Consider the following 14691-nt stretch of genomic DNA (forward strand, 5'->3'; position numbering starts at 1 on the left):
CCCAGGCCGCTGCAGGACTGCTCACTCAATCAGAGCGCCGTCACCACCTCCCGCTCCAACAGCCCCAACGCCTCCTTCTCGCTGGGGGGCACCAGCACCTTGAACCGGCCCTTCCAGTTGCTCCAGTCCGCCAGGATTCGGGCCGCCTGGCTGCTGCCAGTGGTCTCCAGGTGCGCCTCAAGCAGAGGCCGCAGCAGCCCCTCCTGCTCCGGCGTGGTGAGATCACACAGCGCCACCGTCTCGTAGTTGAGGCGATCAGCCAGGCCACCGGCCTCATCGAGCAGGAAGGCCACACCACCGGTCATGCCCGCCGCCACATTGCGGCCCGTGGGGCCCAGCACCACCACCACGCCACCGGTCATGTACTCGCAGCAGTGGTCGCCAGCGCCCTCCACCACCGCCACGGCGCCGCTGTTGCGCACGGCGAAGCGCTCGCCGGCACGCCCGAGGGCGAACAGTTCGCCGCCGGTGGCGCCATAGAGGCAGGTGTTGCCCAGGATCACCTGGCTGCCGGGGTCGATCCCGCCGGGATGGGGCACCACGGTGATGCTCCCGCCGTTCATGCCCTTGCCCACATAGTCGTTGGCGTCACCTTCGAGGTGCACGGCCATGCCCTGCAGCAGGAAGGCCCCGAAGCTCTGGCCGGCGGCTCCGGTGAAGCTGAGGTTGAGCTGGCCCAGGAAGCCGCGGTTGCCATGGCGGGCCGCGATTTCGCCGGCCAGGCGCGCGCCCACGCTGCGGTCGGTGTTGACGATCGCCAGGCTGCGGTTGATGGCACCGTGGCCCTCGATGGCAGCCATCAGCTCGGGATCCTGCAGCAAGGCGTCTTCCAGGATCGGGCCGTTGCCGTGGGCCTGGGGGTCATGGCGCAGCCAGGAGCGCTCCGCCGCCTCGGCCAGGGGGTCGATCAGGCAGGAGAGATCCAGGCAGCTCGTCTTGGTGAGCGGCACCTCGCGGGCCTGCAGCAGTTCCGTGCGGCCGATCAGGTCTTCGAGGCGGGCCACGCCGAGCACGCTCAGCAGCTGGCGCACCTCCTCGGCCACGAACAGGAAGAAGTTCACCACGTGCTCCGGCAGACCGGTGAAGCGCTGGCGCAGGGCTTCCTTCTGGGTGGCCACCCCCACCGGGCAGTTGTTGGTGTGGCAGACGCGGGCCATGATGCAGCCCTCGGCGATCATCGCAACCGAGCCGAAGCCATACTCCTCGGCCCCCAGCAGGGCCGCGATCAGCACGTCCCAGCCGGTCTTGAGGCCGCCATCGGCTCGCAGCAGCACGCGATCGCGCAGGCCGTTGCCCAGCAGGGAGCGATGCACCTCGCTCAGGCCCAGCTCCCAGGGGGTGCCGGCGTGTTTGATCGAGCTCAGCGGCGAGGCGCCGGTGCCGCCGTCGTGGCCGGAGATCTGGATCACATCGGCATTGGCCTTGGCCACCCCGGCGGCGATCGTGCCGATGCCGATCTCGGCCACCAGCTTCACGCTCACCTTCGCCGCGGGATGCACCTGGTGCAGATCATGGATCAGCTGGGCCAGATCCTCGATCGAATAGATGTCGTGGTGGGGTGGCGGCGAGATCAGGGCCACTCCGGCCTTGCTGTTGCGCAGCCAGGCGATGTAGGGATCCACCTTGGGGCCGGGCAGCTGGCCGCCTTCACCGGGCTTGGCGCCCTGGGCCACCTTGATCTCGATCTGCTGGCCGCTGCGCAGGTATTCCGGTGTCACCCCGAAGCGGCCTGAGGCGATCTGTTTGATGGCGGAGCAGGCGCTGTCGCCAGGGCGCAGCCCGCGGATTCCGGGCAGGGTGGCCGAGCGGCCCTCACCATCCACATCCGGGAGCGGGTGGTAGCGGGCCGGATCCTCGCCTCCCTCACCGCTGTTGCTCTTGCCACCGATGCGGTTCATCGCCACCGCCAGCACCTCGTGGGCCTCGCGGGACAGGGCGCCCAGGCTCATGCCACCGGTGCAGAAGCGGCTGCAGATGCTCTCCACGCTCTCCACCTGATCCAGGGGCAGGGGGGCCGGGGCGGGCCTGAGCTCCAGCAGGTCGCGCAGGGCGGTGACCGGCCGGTTCTCAAGCAGGGTCTTGTAGGTGGCGAAGTGGTCGTAGCCGGGCCCCTCGGCCACGGCGGCGTGCAGGGCCTTGGCCATGTCCGGGCTGTTGAGGTGGAACTCGCCGCCGGTGCGGTACTGCACGAAGCCCATGAACTCCAGCTTGCTGCGGTTCAGCTCGGGGAAGGCCTTGGCGTGGAAACTGAGGGTCTCGCTGGCCAGGTCAGCCAGGCTCAGGCCAGCCACCCGGCTGGTGGTGCCCGTGAAGGCCAGCTCGATCAGATCGGCACCGATGCCGATCGCCTCGAAGATCTGGGCGCCGTGATAGCTGGCCAGCAGCGAGATGCCGATCTTGGAGAGAATCTTGCGCAGGCCGTCTTCGAGGGCCTTGCGCACGTTGGCCTGCACCTGGGATGGCGTGAGGGCCGGCAGCTTGCCCCGCTCGATCAGCTTCTGGGTCTTTGGGTGGGCCAGCCAGTGGCGGGAGGTCTCCCAGGTGAGCCAGGGGCAGACGGCGCTGGCGCCAAAGCCGATCAGGCAGGCCAGGTGGTGGGTGCTCCAGCACTGGGCTGTTTCCACCACCAGGGAGGTCTGCAGCCGCAGCCCTTGGCGCAGCAGGTGATGGTGCACCGCGCCCACCGCCAGCAGGGGCGGGATGTAGGTGGTGGTGGCGGTGGGGGCGCCGGTCTGTCCGTCCCGGTCGGTGCGATCCGAGAGCACCAGGATCTGGCTGCCGGTGCGCACGGCCGCCTCGGCTTCGCGGCAGAGATGCTGGATGGCACTCTCGAAACCGGCCGGACCGTCGTCGATCGCCAGCAAGGTACTGAGGGTGCTTGTGGGCAGGCCCTGCTGGCCCAGGGCCTGGAGTTCGGCCTCATTCAGCACCGGACTGCCCAGATGCAGCACCGCCGCCGAGGCGGGATCCGGCCGCAGCGGGGAACCGCGCTTGCCCAGGTGCATCTCCAGGCTCATCACCAGCTTTTCGCGCAGCGGGTCGATCGGCGGGTTGGTGACCTGGGCGAAGCGCTGCTTGAAGTAGTCGTAGAGCAGGTGTGGCTTGCTGGAGAGCACCGCCAGGGGGATGTCATCTCCCATGCAGTAGGTGGGCTCCTTGGCCGCACTGGCCATGTCCTCGATCACCAGATCGAAGTCTTCGGCGGTGAAGCCGAAGGCGGTCTGCTGCTGGAGCAGGTCGAGGTCACTCAGCTGGCGCTGCTCCTGCCAGGGCTGGCCCAGCAGGCTGCGACGATGCTCCGCCAGCCACACGGCGTAGGGATGGCGCTCGGCCACCTCCTGCTTCACATCCCAGTTGCGCAGCAGCCGCCCGTTCTCCAGATCCACGGCGAGCATCTGGCCGGGCCCGAGCCGGCCCTTCTCCACGATGCTGCTCTCCTGCACATCCACCACGCCGGTCTCGGAGCCCATCACCACAAAGCCGTCGCTGGTGATGCAGTAGCGGGCCGGGCGCAGGCCGTTGCGATCGAGGGTGGCGCCCACGCTGCGGCCATCGGCGAACACCAGCAGGGCCGGGCCGTCCCAGGGCTCCTGGGTGCAGGCGGAATACTCATAAAACGCCTGGATGTCAGGCCGGTCGGCCAGCTCGGGCTGATCGCGGAAGGCCTCGGGCACCAGGGTGAGCAGGCTCTCGGTGATCGGCCTGCCGCTGCGCACCAGCAGCTCCAGGGTGGCGTCGAGATTGGCCGAGTCGCTGAAGGCGGGGTTCACCACCGGGCGCAGGTCGGCCGCGGCATGGCCCCACACCGCCTCGAGGTTCACCTCGGAGGCCTTGGCCCAGTTGATGTTGCCGAGCAGGGTGTTGATCTCGCCGTTGTGACCCAGCAGGCGCATCGGCTGGGCCAGGGGCCAGCGGGGCAGGGTGTTGGTGCTGAAGCGGCGGTGATACACCGCAAAACTCACCGCAAAACGGGGATCGCGCAGGTCGGCGTAGAAGGCGGCCAGCACCTCCGAGCGCACCATGCCCTTGTACACAACTGTGCGGTTGCTGAGGGAGGCGAAGTAGAGGTCGTGCGGACCGGGGCCCCAGGCCTCGCGGGCCCGGTCGCCGCAGCGGCGCCGCAGGCGGAACAGCAGCCCCTCCAGCCCGTCACCATCCACATCGGCAGCCAGCAGCCACTGCTCGATCAGCGGCGCCGTGGAGCGGGCCATCGGGCCCAGCACGGCGGGATCCACGGGCACGGCTCGCCAGCCAAGGGAGCGGAGTCCCAGGCTGGCCGCCTCCGCCTCACAGAAGGCGCGGGCCTGGTCGCGGCGCGCAGGGTCGGCGGGCAGGAACACCATGCCCAGTCCGCGGGGCTGGCCTGCGGCTGCCGCCGCCGCAGGCCAGACGGCCTCCAGATAGGTCCAGGGGATGCCGCAGAGCACGCCAGCGCCATCGCCCGAGTCACCGTCCCCGCCGCAGCCGCCGCGGTGCTCCATGCAGCCCAGTCCCCGCAGGGCCTGCTGCAGCACCCAATGGGACGTCTGGCCGTTCAACGCGGCCAGGAAACCCACCCCGCAGGCGTCCTTTTCACCGGCCACGGCCGCCGGAGCGGGGCTGTCGCAGTGGGGCCAAACAGGGCGGGTCAGTCGTGGCATAGCCCAGGGCTTCTGGAATGGGGTGTCAGCCGGCCAACCGGTGGGCCAACGTCCCCCGTGAGGGAACGTGCGGCAACCGAGCCTTGACAGCAGAGTCTTTGATCTTAGGGATCCCTGTCCTCCAGAAAGGTTGAGGCAGCACAGTTGGGCGGCAGGGCTAGCTTCGGCTGGCATGCACGGCCTGGATGGATTCCGTCAGAGCGAGCCGGCCGCCCCAGCAACCCGCGCGCCGCCCCCGGGGGGCGGAACAGGCCGCGGCGTGGGCCGAGGTCTCCCGCCTGGCGGGAGCCTGCTGCGGCGCCATCGCTGCGGGCGCCCTGCTGCTGCCCCCCATCGCGGCGGGAAGCCCAGCCGCGCAGGCCGCCCCGCGCCAGCCCCCGCCGCCCCTGCCCAAGGCTCCGGCCGCCCGCCCCGCGCCAGCCACGGGTGCTGAGCGTGAGGGCAGGAGCATCAGCATCAATGGCCGGCCCCAGCAGGCCCTCTGGCGCTGGCTCGGGGCCGAGGCCGGCCCGCCGCAGCAGCTCTGGATTCCCCTGGAGGTGCTGGAGAACCAGCTGGGGGTGAGCAGCCGCAGCCGCCCGGACGGCAGCCTGGACCTGGAGTGGTTCGGCCAGCCGCTGCTGGTGCCCCCCGCCCAGCAGCGCAGCCTCGAGGACGAAGTGGCCGTGGATGCCATGCCCCTGCTGCGGGCCGTCGGAGTCGGGGTGGCCCTGCAGCGGGGCCAGCTGTCCCTCACCTTGCCGGCGGCCCAGGTGCTGCGCGTGCGCGGCGGCAGCCAGCCCGGTGTGCGGCGGCTGGTGCTGGATCTGGGCGGACCGGCGCTGGTGCGCAGCAGCGGTGCCGAGCTGCTGCTGGATGTGGACCTGGGCCCGAGCCAGCTGCGCGAACTCCAGAACCTCGGTGTCGTGGTGCGGCGTGCTGGCCGTGGCGTGGCCGTGCGGCCCCGCAGCGGCTCCGTGAACCGAACCTTCAGCCTTGGCGAACCCAACCGCCTGGTGATCGACATTCCCGCCAGCGGCACGGCGGGCAGCGGCGCCGCGCCGCCCGCGCCAATCGACCCGCAGGTGCTGGCGATGGTGGGGCGCAGCCTGCGCTGGGATCGGCTGGTGCGGAATGGCGTGCGCATCAATGCGGTGCGGATCGATCCGCGCACGGCCCCCCTGCAGCTGCGGCCGCTGGTGCGCCCCGGCCCGATGGAGGGGCTGAGTTCCCTGACCCAGCTGGCCGGGCAGACCCAGGCGGTGGTGGCCATCAATGGCGGCTATTTCAACCGGGTGCGGCGCCTGCCCCTGGGGGCCCTCAAGCGCGATGGCCGCTGGCTTTCCGGGCCGATCCTCGGCCGCGGCGTCGCCGCCTGGAGCGGCCGGGAGCTGCCCAGCTTCGGCCGCCTGAGGCTGGAGGAGTGGGTGAGCGGCTCCGGTGGTCCGCGCCTGCCGATCGTGGTGGTGAACAGCGGCTTCGTGCAGCGCGGCGTCAGCCGCTACACGGCCGACTGGGGCCCGGTTTACCGGGCGCTGAGCGGCTCGGAGACCGCCCTGCTGCTCGGGGCTGACAACCAGGTGCTGCGGCGGATCGACAGCCCTGAACTGGCCCGGGGCGTGGCGATCCGGCCGGGCGAGACCCTGCTGGTGGGGCGCGGCGGCGTGACCCTGCCCTGGGCCCCCGGCAGCCGCCTGGCGCTCAGCAGCCGCCCCAGCGCGGCCCTGGGCGCCAAGCCCCAGGTGGTGGGTGGGGGGCCGCTGCTGCTGCAGGGCGGGCGGGTGGTGCTGAATGGGGCGGCCGAGACCTTCAGTGCCAGCTTTCTGCGCCAGGGGGCACCCCGCACGGTGCTGGGCAGCGATGGCCGCGAGGTGTGGCTGATCACCCTGGAAGGGGTGAATGACAGTGGCCCCACCCTGGCCAAGGCCGCCCAGCTGCTGCTGGGCCTGGGCCTGCGCGACGCCCTCAACCTCGACGGCGGCAGCTCCACCGGCCTGGTGCTGGGCGGCAGCCACCAGGTGAAGGGCCGCGGCGTGGCCGGTTCGGTGCACAACGGCGTGGGCCTGGTGCGCTGAAACCGGGATCCACCCCTGTCAGAGTGGCTGTGATCGCCTCAACCGCTCCGATGCCCAAGGGCCACAGCCTGCGCCTTTCGGCCAGGGCCGCCGCCGAGCTCGGGCGCCAGGCGGCCGTGGCCGGCACCCCCGGCCTGATCCATCTGGATCTGGTGGAGGGCGGCTGCGCCCGCTGGACGATCCGGGTGCGCCCTGGCCACCTGGCGGGTGTGCCGATTGCCCGGGCCGACGGGGTGACCCTCTACGCGCCGGCCGAGCAGCAGGAGCTGCTCACCGGCCTCACCCTCGATTACCGCGGCGACCTCAGCGGCGGCGGCTTCCTGGTGCGCCCCGGCGACGGGGTGGCGAGCTGCGCCTGCGGAGCCGCCTTCAGCCGCTCACCGGAGCGGTGACGGACGACCCAGTAAGGTGGCGGATTGTCGCAATCGGTCGGACGTCCGACCTGTGTTCTCCGGCCCTCGATGCCCACTATCCAGCAACTGATCCGCACTGAACGGCAGCGTCTGACCCGCAAGACGAAGTCACCCGCCCTGCGCTCCTGCCCGGAACGCCGTGGGGTGTGCACCCGCGTGTACACGTCCACCCCCAAGAAGCCGAACTCGGCGCTCCGTAAGGTGGCCCGCGTGCGGCTCACCTCCGGGTTTGAGGTGACGGCCTACATCCCCGGCATCGGCCACAACCTCCAGGAGCACTCCGTGGTGCTGATCCGCGGCGGCCGGGTGAAAGACCTGCCCGGTGTCCGCTACCACATCATCCGCGGCACGCTGGACACCGCCGGTGTCAAGGACCGGCGTCAGTCTCGCTCCAAGTACGGCGCCAAGACGCCGAAGTCGTGACCTGACCCCAGCAGGCGGCAGGCTCGGCCCAGGGCCGCTGCCTCCTGAAGGCTCCCCTTGATTCTCTCAGCACCTCGCAATCCCGATGTCCCGCCGTAACGCCGCCGAAAAGCGACCGATCCTGCCCGATCCCCAGTTCAACAGCCGACTGGCCTCGATGATCGTGGCCCGTCTGATGAAGCACGGCAAGAAGTCCACGGCCCAGCGCATCCTCTCCGATGCGTTCTCGATGATCAACGAGCGCACCGGCTCCGATCCCCTCGAGCTGTTTGAAACCGCCGTTCGCAACGCCACCCCGCTGGTGGAGGTGCGGGCCCGCCGCGTGGGTGGTGCCACCTATCAGGTGCCGATGGAAGTGCGGCAGGAGCGGGGCACCGCCATGGCCCTGCGCTGGCTGGTCAACTTCTCCCGGGCCCGCAACGGCCGCAGCATGGCCCAGAAGCTCGCCGGTGAGCTGATGGATGCCGCCAACGAGGCCGGCAGTGCCGTGCGCAAGCGCGAAGAGACCCACAAGATGGCCGAGGCCAACAAGGCCTTCGCCCACTACCGCTACTGATCGCGACAGCGTGGTGTGGCCTCGGGGCCTGCAGGCTGATCAGTAGGATACCAACCGTTTTTTGTAGACCCTTCGGAGACATTCCTCGTGGCTCGCGCCTTTCCACTGGAACGCGTCAGAAATATCGGCATTGCCGCCCATATCGACGCGGGCAAGACAACCACCACCGAGCGGATCCTGTTCTATTCCGGGGTGGTCCACAAGATCGGCGAGGTGCATGACGGCGCCGCCGTCACCGACTGGATGGCCCAGGAGCGCGAGCGGGGCATCACGATCACGGCAGCGGCCATTTCCACCAGCTGGAAAGACCACCGCATCAACATCATCGACACCCCTGGTCACGTCGACTTCACCATTGAGGTGGAGCGTTCGATGCGGGTGCTTGACGGCGTGATCGCCGTCTTCTGTGCCGTGGGCGGCGTGCAGCCCCAGTCCGAAACCGTGTGGCGCCAGGCGGATCGCTACAAAGTGCCCCGCATGGTGTTCGTCAACAAGATGGACCGCACCGGGGCCGACTTCCTCAAGGTCTACGAGCAGATCAAGGATCGCCTCAAGGCCAGCGCAGCCCCGATCCAATTGCCGATCGGCGCCGAGGGCGAACTGAGCGGCATCGTGGATCTGGTCAAGAACCGGGCTTTCATCTACAAGGATGAGCTCGGCAAGGACATCGAGGAGACCGACATCCCCGCCTCCATGGCCGAGGAAGCCGCCCACTGGCGCAACAAGCTGATGGAGTCGGTCGCTGAAACCGACGAAGACCTGGTGGAGGTGTTCCTCGAAACCGGCGAGCTCAGTGATGAGCAGCTGCGCCAGGGCATCCGCACCGGCGTGCTCAAGCACGGCCTGGTGCCCATGCTGTGTGGCTCGGCCTTCAAGAACAAAGGCGTGCAGCTGTTGCTGGATGCGGTGGTCGACTACCTCCCCGCCCCGATTGACGTGCCGCCGATCCAGGGCCTGCTGCCCGATGGCACGGAGGCCCTCCGGCCTGCAGAGGATGGTGCCCCCTTCAGCGCCCTGGCCTTCAAGGTGATGGCCGATCCCTTCGGCAAGCTCACTTTTGTGCGGATTTACTCCGGTGCGCTTAAGAAGGGCAGCTATGTGCTGAACTCAACGAAAGACAAGAAGGAACGCATCTCACGCCTGATCATCCTCAAAGCCGATGATCGAGAAGAGGTGGATGAACTTCGCGCTGGCGATCTTGGCGCCGTCCTCGGCCTCAAGGACACCACCACTGGAGATACCCTCTGCGTAGAAAGCGATCCGATCATTCTCGAATCGCTTTACATCCCCGAGCCCGTGATATCGGTGGCCGTGGAGCCCAAGACCAAAGGTGACATGGACAAACTGTCCAAGGCCCTGCAGTCGTTGTCGGAAGAGGATCCCACCTTCAGGGTGTCCACTGACCCGGAAACCAACCAGACCGTGATCGCCGGCATGGGTGAACTCCACCTGGAGATTCTGGTGGATCGGATGCTGCGTGAGTTCAAAGTGGAGGCCAACATCGGCGCTCCCCAGGTGTCTTACCGGGAAACGATCCGTGCCAAGGCCAAGGGCGAAGGCAAATTCGCCCGGCAAACGGGCGGCAAGGGCCAATATGGTCACGTCGTGATCGAGATGGAGCCGGGCGAGCCGGGCACAGGGTTCGAGTTCGTCAACAAGATTGTTGGCGGCATTGTGCCCAAGGAGTACATCGGCCCGGCTGAATCCGGCATGAAGGAAACCTGCGAATCCGGCGTGATCGCGGGCTACCCGATGATCGACGTGAGGGTCACCATGGTGGATGGCTCCTATCACGACGTCGACTCCTCGGAGATGGCGTTCAAGATCGCCGGCTCCATGGCCTTCAAGGACGGCGTCAAGAAGTGCAATCCTGTGCTGCTTGAACCGATGATGAAGGTTGAGGTCGAGATCCCCGAGGACTTCCTCGGATCCGTGATCGGCGACCTTTCCTCCCGCCGCGGCCAGGTCGAAGGACAGTCCATCGATGATGGACGGTCCAAGGTCCAGTCCAAGGTGCCCCTGGCCGAGATGTTCGGCTACGCCACCCAGCTCCGATCCATGACCCAGGGTCGGGGTATCTTCTCGATGGAGTTCAGCCATTACGAGGAAGTTCCTCGCAATGTGGCCGAGGCCATCATCTCCAAGAATCAGGGCAAGTCCTGATCTTCACCCTATCCAACAACCCCCCGATTCTTTCCTCCCATGGCTCGCGAAAAGTTCGAAAGGAACAAACCCCACGTCAACATCGGCACCATCGGCCACGTTGACCACGGCAAGACCACCCTCACCGCCGCCATCACCAACGTGCTGGCCAAAAAGGGTTTCGCGAAGGCCCAGGCCTACGACATGATCGACGGCGCCCCTGAGGAGCGCGAGCGCGGCATCACGATCAACACCGCCCACGTCGAGTACGAAACCGACAACCGTCACTACGCCCACGTCGACTGCCCTGGTCACGCGGACTACGTCAAAAACATGATCACCGGGGCCGCCCAGATGGACGGCGCCATCCTGGTGGTCGCCGCCACTGATGGCCCCATGGCCCAGACCAAGGAGCACATCCTGCTGGCCAAGCAGGTGGGTGTGCCCGCCCTGGTGGTCGCCCTGAACAAGTGCGACATGGTGGATGACGAGGAGATTCTCGAGCTGGTGGAGCTGGAAGTGCGCGAGCTGCTGAGCAGCTATGACTTCCCCGGCGATGACATCCCCGTGATCAAAGTGTCTGGCCTCAAGGCCCTCGAAGGCGATGCCGAGTGGGAGGCCAAGATCGGCGAACTGATGGAAGCCGTGGATGCCTCCATCCCCGAGCCGGAGCGCGAGATCGACAAGCCCTTCCTGATGGCTGTTGAAGACGTGTTCTCGATCACCGGTCGCGGCACCGTGGCCACCGGCCGGATCGAGCGCGGCAAGGTGAAGGTGGGCGAGGAAATCGAGATCGTGGGCATCAGGGACACCCGCAAGAGCACCGTGACCGGGGTGGAGATGTTCCGCAAGCTCCTCGACGAAGGCATGGCCGGTGACAACGTGGGCCTGCTGCTGCGCGGTATCCAGAAGGAGGACATCGAGCGCGGCATGGTGCTGATCAAGCCCGGTTCGATCACGCCCCACACTAAGTTCGAAGGTGAGGTGTACGTGCTCAAGAAGGAAGAGGGTGGTCGCCACACCCCCTTCTTCGCCGGCTACCGGCCGCAGTTCTACATCCGTACGACGGACGTGACTGGCCAGATCACCGCCTTCACCGCCGATGACGGCTCCAACGTGGAAATGGTGATGCCGGGCGACCGCATCAAAATGACCGGTGAGCTGATCTGCCCTGTGGCCATCGAGCAGGGCATGCGCTTCGCCATCCGTGAGGGCGGTCGCACCATCGGTGCCGGCGTGGTGTCCAAGATCATCGCCTGATGGCGACAGGGGCAGCCAGGCAGACACTGCCAGGCTGTCCCCCAGCTCTTCAGCCTCGAATGACGCACTGAGTCAGCTCAGCGCCTTCGTGACCAGAACATCGACAATTCAGTGTGCAGATCCCTTAGGGGTCGACCCATCCACTGCCTAGCCATCCCCTCCGTCCAAGGACGTTTCCTCCTGGCCATCCGGCCAGCTTTTGATCTCCATGTCCACCGCCATCCCCCAGCAGAAGATCCGCATTCGCCTGAAAGCGTTTGATCGGCGCATGCTTGATCTCTCCTGCGAAAAAATCATTGAAACGGCTGACCACACAGCTGCCACGGCGATCGGGCCGATCCCACTGCCCACCAAGCGCAAGATCTACTGCGTGCTGCGCTCGCCCCACGTCGACAAGGATTCCCGGGAGCACTTTGAAACCCGCACCCACCGGCGCATCATCGACATCTACAGCCCTTCGGCCAAGACGATCGACGCTCTGATGAAGCTCGATCTGCCCAGTGGTGTGGACATCGAAGTGAAGCTCTGAGCCAGATCCTGCGGCCCCTGCCGCGCCTTCCAGGGCGCGGGCCCCGGACCTTCTTCCTAGGATGGCTCGGCAACTCCTCAACTCGCCATGGGTGAACTGGCCGTAAGGGAGCTGCCGCTCTTCCCCCTCCCTGACGTGGTGCTCTTCCCCCAGGAAGTTCTGCCTCTGCATATCTTCGAGCCCCGCTACCGGATGCTGCTGCGCACGGTGATGGCCGAAGACCGCCGCTTCGGGGTGGTGCGCTGGGATCCAAAATCTCAGGAGATGGCGGACATCGGCTGCTGTGCCGAGATCATCCACTGCCAGACCCAGGACGACGACCGCAGCAACGTCGTGACCATGGGACAGCAGCGCTTCCGGGTGCTGGACATCGTGCGGGAAGCCCCGTTTCGGGTGGGCCTGGTGAGCTGGATCGAAGACGGAGACCCCGACTCCCCCGAAGCCCTCAAGACCCTGGCCGGCAGCGTGGACCAGGCCCTGCGCGACGTGGTGGAACTCACCGCCAAGCTGGTGGGCAAGCCGGCCAGCCTGCCCAGCGACCTGCCGGATCTGCCCCGCGAGCTCTCCTTCTGGATCGGCTCCCACCTGGGCGGCCCCGTCGCCGACCACCAGCAGGCCCTGCTGGAGCTCACCGACACGGGCGAACGCCTGCGCCAGGAGTACGACCTGCTGGATCAGACCCGTCGTCAGCTGGCAGCTCGCACGGTGCTGAAGGACACCTTTCAGCCCCAGTAGCGCCTCTCCCCCCTGCCGCCCCCCATCCCTCTGCATCCGCGATGCCCTTGATCAGTTGGCCTGTGGCAGCCGGCGTGGGCCTGGCCACAGCCGCCACGGCGGCTGCTATCTGGCTGCGCCGCAACCGCCGCTATCAGGATTCCGCCAGCGTGGCCGCGGCCTACGACCGCTGGACCCAGGACGCCCTGCTCGAGAGGCTCTGGGGCGAGCACATCCACCTGGGCCACTACGGCGAACCGCCGGGCCGGCCCGGCAGCCGGGATTTCCGCCAGGCCAAGGCCGACTTCGTGCATGCACTGGTGCGCTGGAGCGGCCTGGACCAGCTGCCGCCAGGCAGTCGGGTGCTCGATGTGGGCTGCGGCATCGGCGGCAGTGCCCGGATCCTCGCCCGCGACTATGGCCTCGATGTTCTCGGCATCAGCATCAGCCCGCTGCAGATCGAGAGAGCGCGGCAACTCACGCCAGCCCCCCTCAGCCAGCACTGCCGCTTCGCGGTGATGGACGCCATGGCCCTGGAGGTGCAGGACGCCAGCTTTGACGCCGTGTGGAGTGTGGAGGCCTCACCCCACATGCCCGACAAGCAGGGCTACGCCGATGGGCTGCTGCGCAGCCTGCGCCCCGGAGGCCTGCTGGCCGTGGCCGACTGGAACCGGCGCGATGCCCGCGACGGGGCCATGAATCGGCGCGAGCGCTGGGTGATGCGGCAACTGCTGGAGCAGTGGGCCCATCCGGAGTTCGCCAGCATCCGCTCCCTGCGGGCCAATCTCGGCGGCAGCCCCTGGGCGGGCGGGATGGCCGTGGACAGCGCCGACTGGACGGCGGCCACCCTGCCCTCCTGGATCGACTCGATTCTGGAGGGCCTGCGCCGGCCTGGGGCCATCCTCGGCCTGGGGCCAGGAGCGGTGCTGCAGGGCCTGCGCGAGACGCCGACGATCCTGCTGATGGACTGGGCCTTTCGCAGCGGGCTGATGCAGTTCGGCGTCTTCCGCGGCCACAAGCCCCTGGAGCGGCCGGAGGGCAGCGCCCGGACAGCTGGTGCGACTACGACGACGACTCCGACACCCGGCTGGTGATCGGATAGGCGCCGAACAGGGCCAGGTGCTCGCAGAGGGGGCGCAGGTCGTTAAGGGCCGCCTCCAGCAGCTCAGGTCCCCCGGAGAGCTCCAGATCCACGAAAAAGATGTACTCGCCCATCTCCCGCTTCGATGGGCGCGACTCGATCCGGCTCATGTTGAGACCGCGGCGGGCAAAACAGGCCAGGGCTTCCAGCAGGGCGCCGGGCTGGTTCGAGTGCAGCGAATAGGCCAGGCTGGCCAGGGCACCGGCATGGGAGCGGCTGCCGCGGCGCAGCAGCAGGAAGCGCGTGCAGTTGCCCGGAACGTCGTTCACCGGGTAGGCCAGCACCTGGAGGTTGTGCTCGGCGGCAGCCTGCTGCGAGGCGACCGCAGCCCGGAAGCGGCTGCCGGCCACCATCCTGGCGGCATCGGCTGTGGAGCTGGTGGGCAGCTGCAGGGCCCGCGGCAGGTGCTCGGCCAGCCACTGGGCGCACTGGGCCAGGGCCTGGGGATGGGAGAGCACCTCACTGATCCCCTCCAGGCTGCCCGACCCCAGCAGGGCATGGCGCACCGGCAGCACCAGGGCATGGGCAATGGTGAGGTCGGGATGCTCCCAGAGGGCATCGAGGCAGGTGGTGACCCCACCCTCCACGGAGTTCTCCACCGGCACCACCGCGGCGTCACAGTCGCCCTGGGCCAGGGCCTGCACCACCGCCCGAATCCCGGGCTGAGGCATCAGTTCCGCCTCCGTGAGAGCCTCCAGGGCCACCAGCTGCTGGGTGGCCTGCTCGGCATAGGTGCCGCTGGGACCCAGAAAGGCAACGCGCATCACAACCGTCAGGGGGACAGGAGCCCCGCGGGGCGACCGATAAGATCATGCCGCG

At 68.0% G+C, this 14691-nt stretch carries 11 protein-coding genes; 9 read left to right on the forward strand and 2 right to left on the reverse strand.

The genetic code is table 11. The features are described from left to right. Nucleotides 1-29: 29 nt before the first annotated feature. Nucleotides 30-4640 carry a glutamate synthase large subunit gene (gltB, locus tag CyaNS01_RS12350; protein WP_186697321.1) on the reverse strand — a complete coding sequence of 1537 codons (4611 nt, stop codon included), beginning with the start codon at nucleotides 4638-4640 and terminating at the stop codon, nucleotides 30-32. A gap of 185 nt (nucleotides 4641-4825) precedes the next feature. Here gltB and CyaNS01_RS12355 point away from each other — a divergent pair, with 185 nt between their 5' ends. From CyaNS01_RS12355 to CyaNS01_RS12395, 9 genes are all read left to right on the forward strand, one after another. Then, nucleotides 4826-6694, forward strand: coding sequence for a phosphodiester glycosidase family protein (locus CyaNS01_RS12355; RefSeq protein WP_186697322.1), 1869 nt, complete (start codon nucleotides 4826-4828; stop codon nucleotides 6692-6694). A gap of 50 nt (nucleotides 6695-6744) precedes the next feature. Continuing rightward, complete coding sequence (locus CyaNS01_RS12360; protein ID WP_186700782.1) at nucleotides 6745-7086, forward strand: AIR synthase; 342 nt, start codon at nucleotides 6745-6747, stop codon at nucleotides 7084-7086. Between the two features lie 69 nt (nucleotides 7087-7155). Next, on the forward strand, nucleotides 7156-7530 hold the full coding sequence (gene rpsL / locus CyaNS01_RS12365; RefSeq protein ID WP_186697323.1) for a 30S ribosomal protein S12: 375 nt from the start codon (nucleotides 7156-7158) through the stop codon (nucleotides 7528-7530). Between the two features lie 85 nt (nucleotides 7531-7615). Then, nucleotides 7616-8086, forward strand: a complete 471-nt coding sequence (rpsG, locus tag CyaNS01_RS12370) for a 30S ribosomal protein S7 (RefSeq protein WP_186697324.1) — start codon at nucleotides 7616-7618, stop codon at nucleotides 8084-8086. 87 nt (nucleotides 8087-8173) lie between these two features. Next, the gene (gene fusA / locus CyaNS01_RS12375) at nucleotides 8174-10249 is read left to right on the forward strand and encodes an elongation factor G (RefSeq protein WP_186697325.1); all 2076 of its coding nucleotides are present in this window, start codon (nucleotides 8174-8176) and stop codon (nucleotides 10247-10249) included. 39 nt (nucleotides 10250-10288) lie between these two features. Beyond that, nucleotides 10289-11488: an elongation factor Tu gene (gene tuf, locus CyaNS01_RS12380; RefSeq protein WP_186697326.1), complete on the forward strand. Its 1200-nt coding sequence runs from the start codon at nucleotides 10289-10291 to the stop codon at nucleotides 11486-11488. A 208-nt stretch (nucleotides 11489-11696) separates the two neighbouring features. Further along, complete coding sequence (gene rpsJ / locus CyaNS01_RS12385) at nucleotides 11697-12017, forward strand: 30S ribosomal protein S10 (protein WP_186697327.1); 321 nt, start codon at nucleotides 11697-11699, stop codon at nucleotides 12015-12017. A gap of 87 nt (nucleotides 12018-12104) precedes the next feature. Beyond that, on the forward strand, nucleotides 12105-12752 hold the full coding sequence (locus CyaNS01_RS12390) for an LON peptidase substrate-binding domain-containing protein (RefSeq protein WP_186697328.1): 648 nt from the start codon (nucleotides 12105-12107) through the stop codon (nucleotides 12750-12752). A gap of 41 nt (nucleotides 12753-12793) precedes the next feature. Then, nucleotides 12794-13825 (forward strand): methyltransferase domain-containing protein, encoded by a 1032-nt coding sequence (locus CyaNS01_RS12395; protein ID WP_186697329.1) that lies wholly within the window; start codon nucleotides 12794-12796, stop codon nucleotides 13823-13825. Here CyaNS01_RS12395 and pheA read toward each other — a convergent pair. Continuing rightward, a complete protein-coding gene (gene pheA, locus CyaNS01_RS12400; RefSeq protein ID WP_186697330.1) occupies nucleotides 13794-14636 on the reverse strand; it encodes a prephenate dehydratase in 843 nt (280 codons plus the stop codon). The two genes, CyaNS01_RS12395 and pheA, sit on opposite strands and share 32 nt — an antisense overlap. Nucleotides 14637-14691 lie beyond the last annotated feature (55 nt).

Source organism: Cyanobium sp. NS01 (assembly GCF_014280235.1).
Classification (GTDB): domain Bacteria; phylum Cyanobacteriota; class Cyanobacteriia; order PCC-6307; family Cyanobiaceae; genus NIES-981.

Bases quoted from the DNA above. Each gene is read 5' to 3' on its own strand.
- gltB (WP_186697321.1), bottom strand. From the start codon at position 4,640: ATGCCACGACTGACCCGCCCTGTTTGGCCCCACTGCGACAGCCCCGCT.
- CyaNS01_RS12355 (WP_186697322.1), top strand. From the start codon at position 4,826: ATGGATTCCGTCAGAGCGAGCCGGCCGCCCCAGCAACCCGCGCGCCGC.
- CyaNS01_RS12360 (WP_186700782.1), top strand. From the start codon at position 6,745: ATGCCCAAGGGCCACAGCCTGCGCCTTTCGGCCAGGGCCGCCGCCGAG.
- rpsL (WP_186697323.1), top strand. From the start codon at position 7,156: ATGCCCACTATCCAGCAACTGATCCGCACTGAACGGCAGCGTCTGACC.
- rpsG (WP_186697324.1), top strand. From the start codon at position 7,616: ATGTCCCGCCGTAACGCCGCCGAAAAGCGACCGATCCTGCCCGATCCC.
- tuf (WP_186697326.1), top strand. From the start codon at position 10,289: ATGGCTCGCGAAAAGTTCGAAAGGAACAAACCCCACGTCAACATCGGC.
- rpsJ (WP_186697327.1), top strand. From the start codon at position 11,697: ATGTCCACCGCCATCCCCCAGCAGAAGATCCGCATTCGCCTGAAAGCG.
- CyaNS01_RS12390 (WP_186697328.1), top strand. From the start codon at position 12,105: ATGGGTGAACTGGCCGTAAGGGAGCTGCCGCTCTTCCCCCTCCCTGAC.
- CyaNS01_RS12395 (WP_186697329.1), top strand. From the start codon at position 12,794: ATGCCCTTGATCAGTTGGCCTGTGGCAGCCGGCGTGGGCCTGGCCACA.
- pheA (WP_186697330.1), bottom strand. From the start codon at position 14,636: ATGCGCGTTGCCTTTCTGGGTCCCAGCGGCACCTATGCCGAGCAGGCC.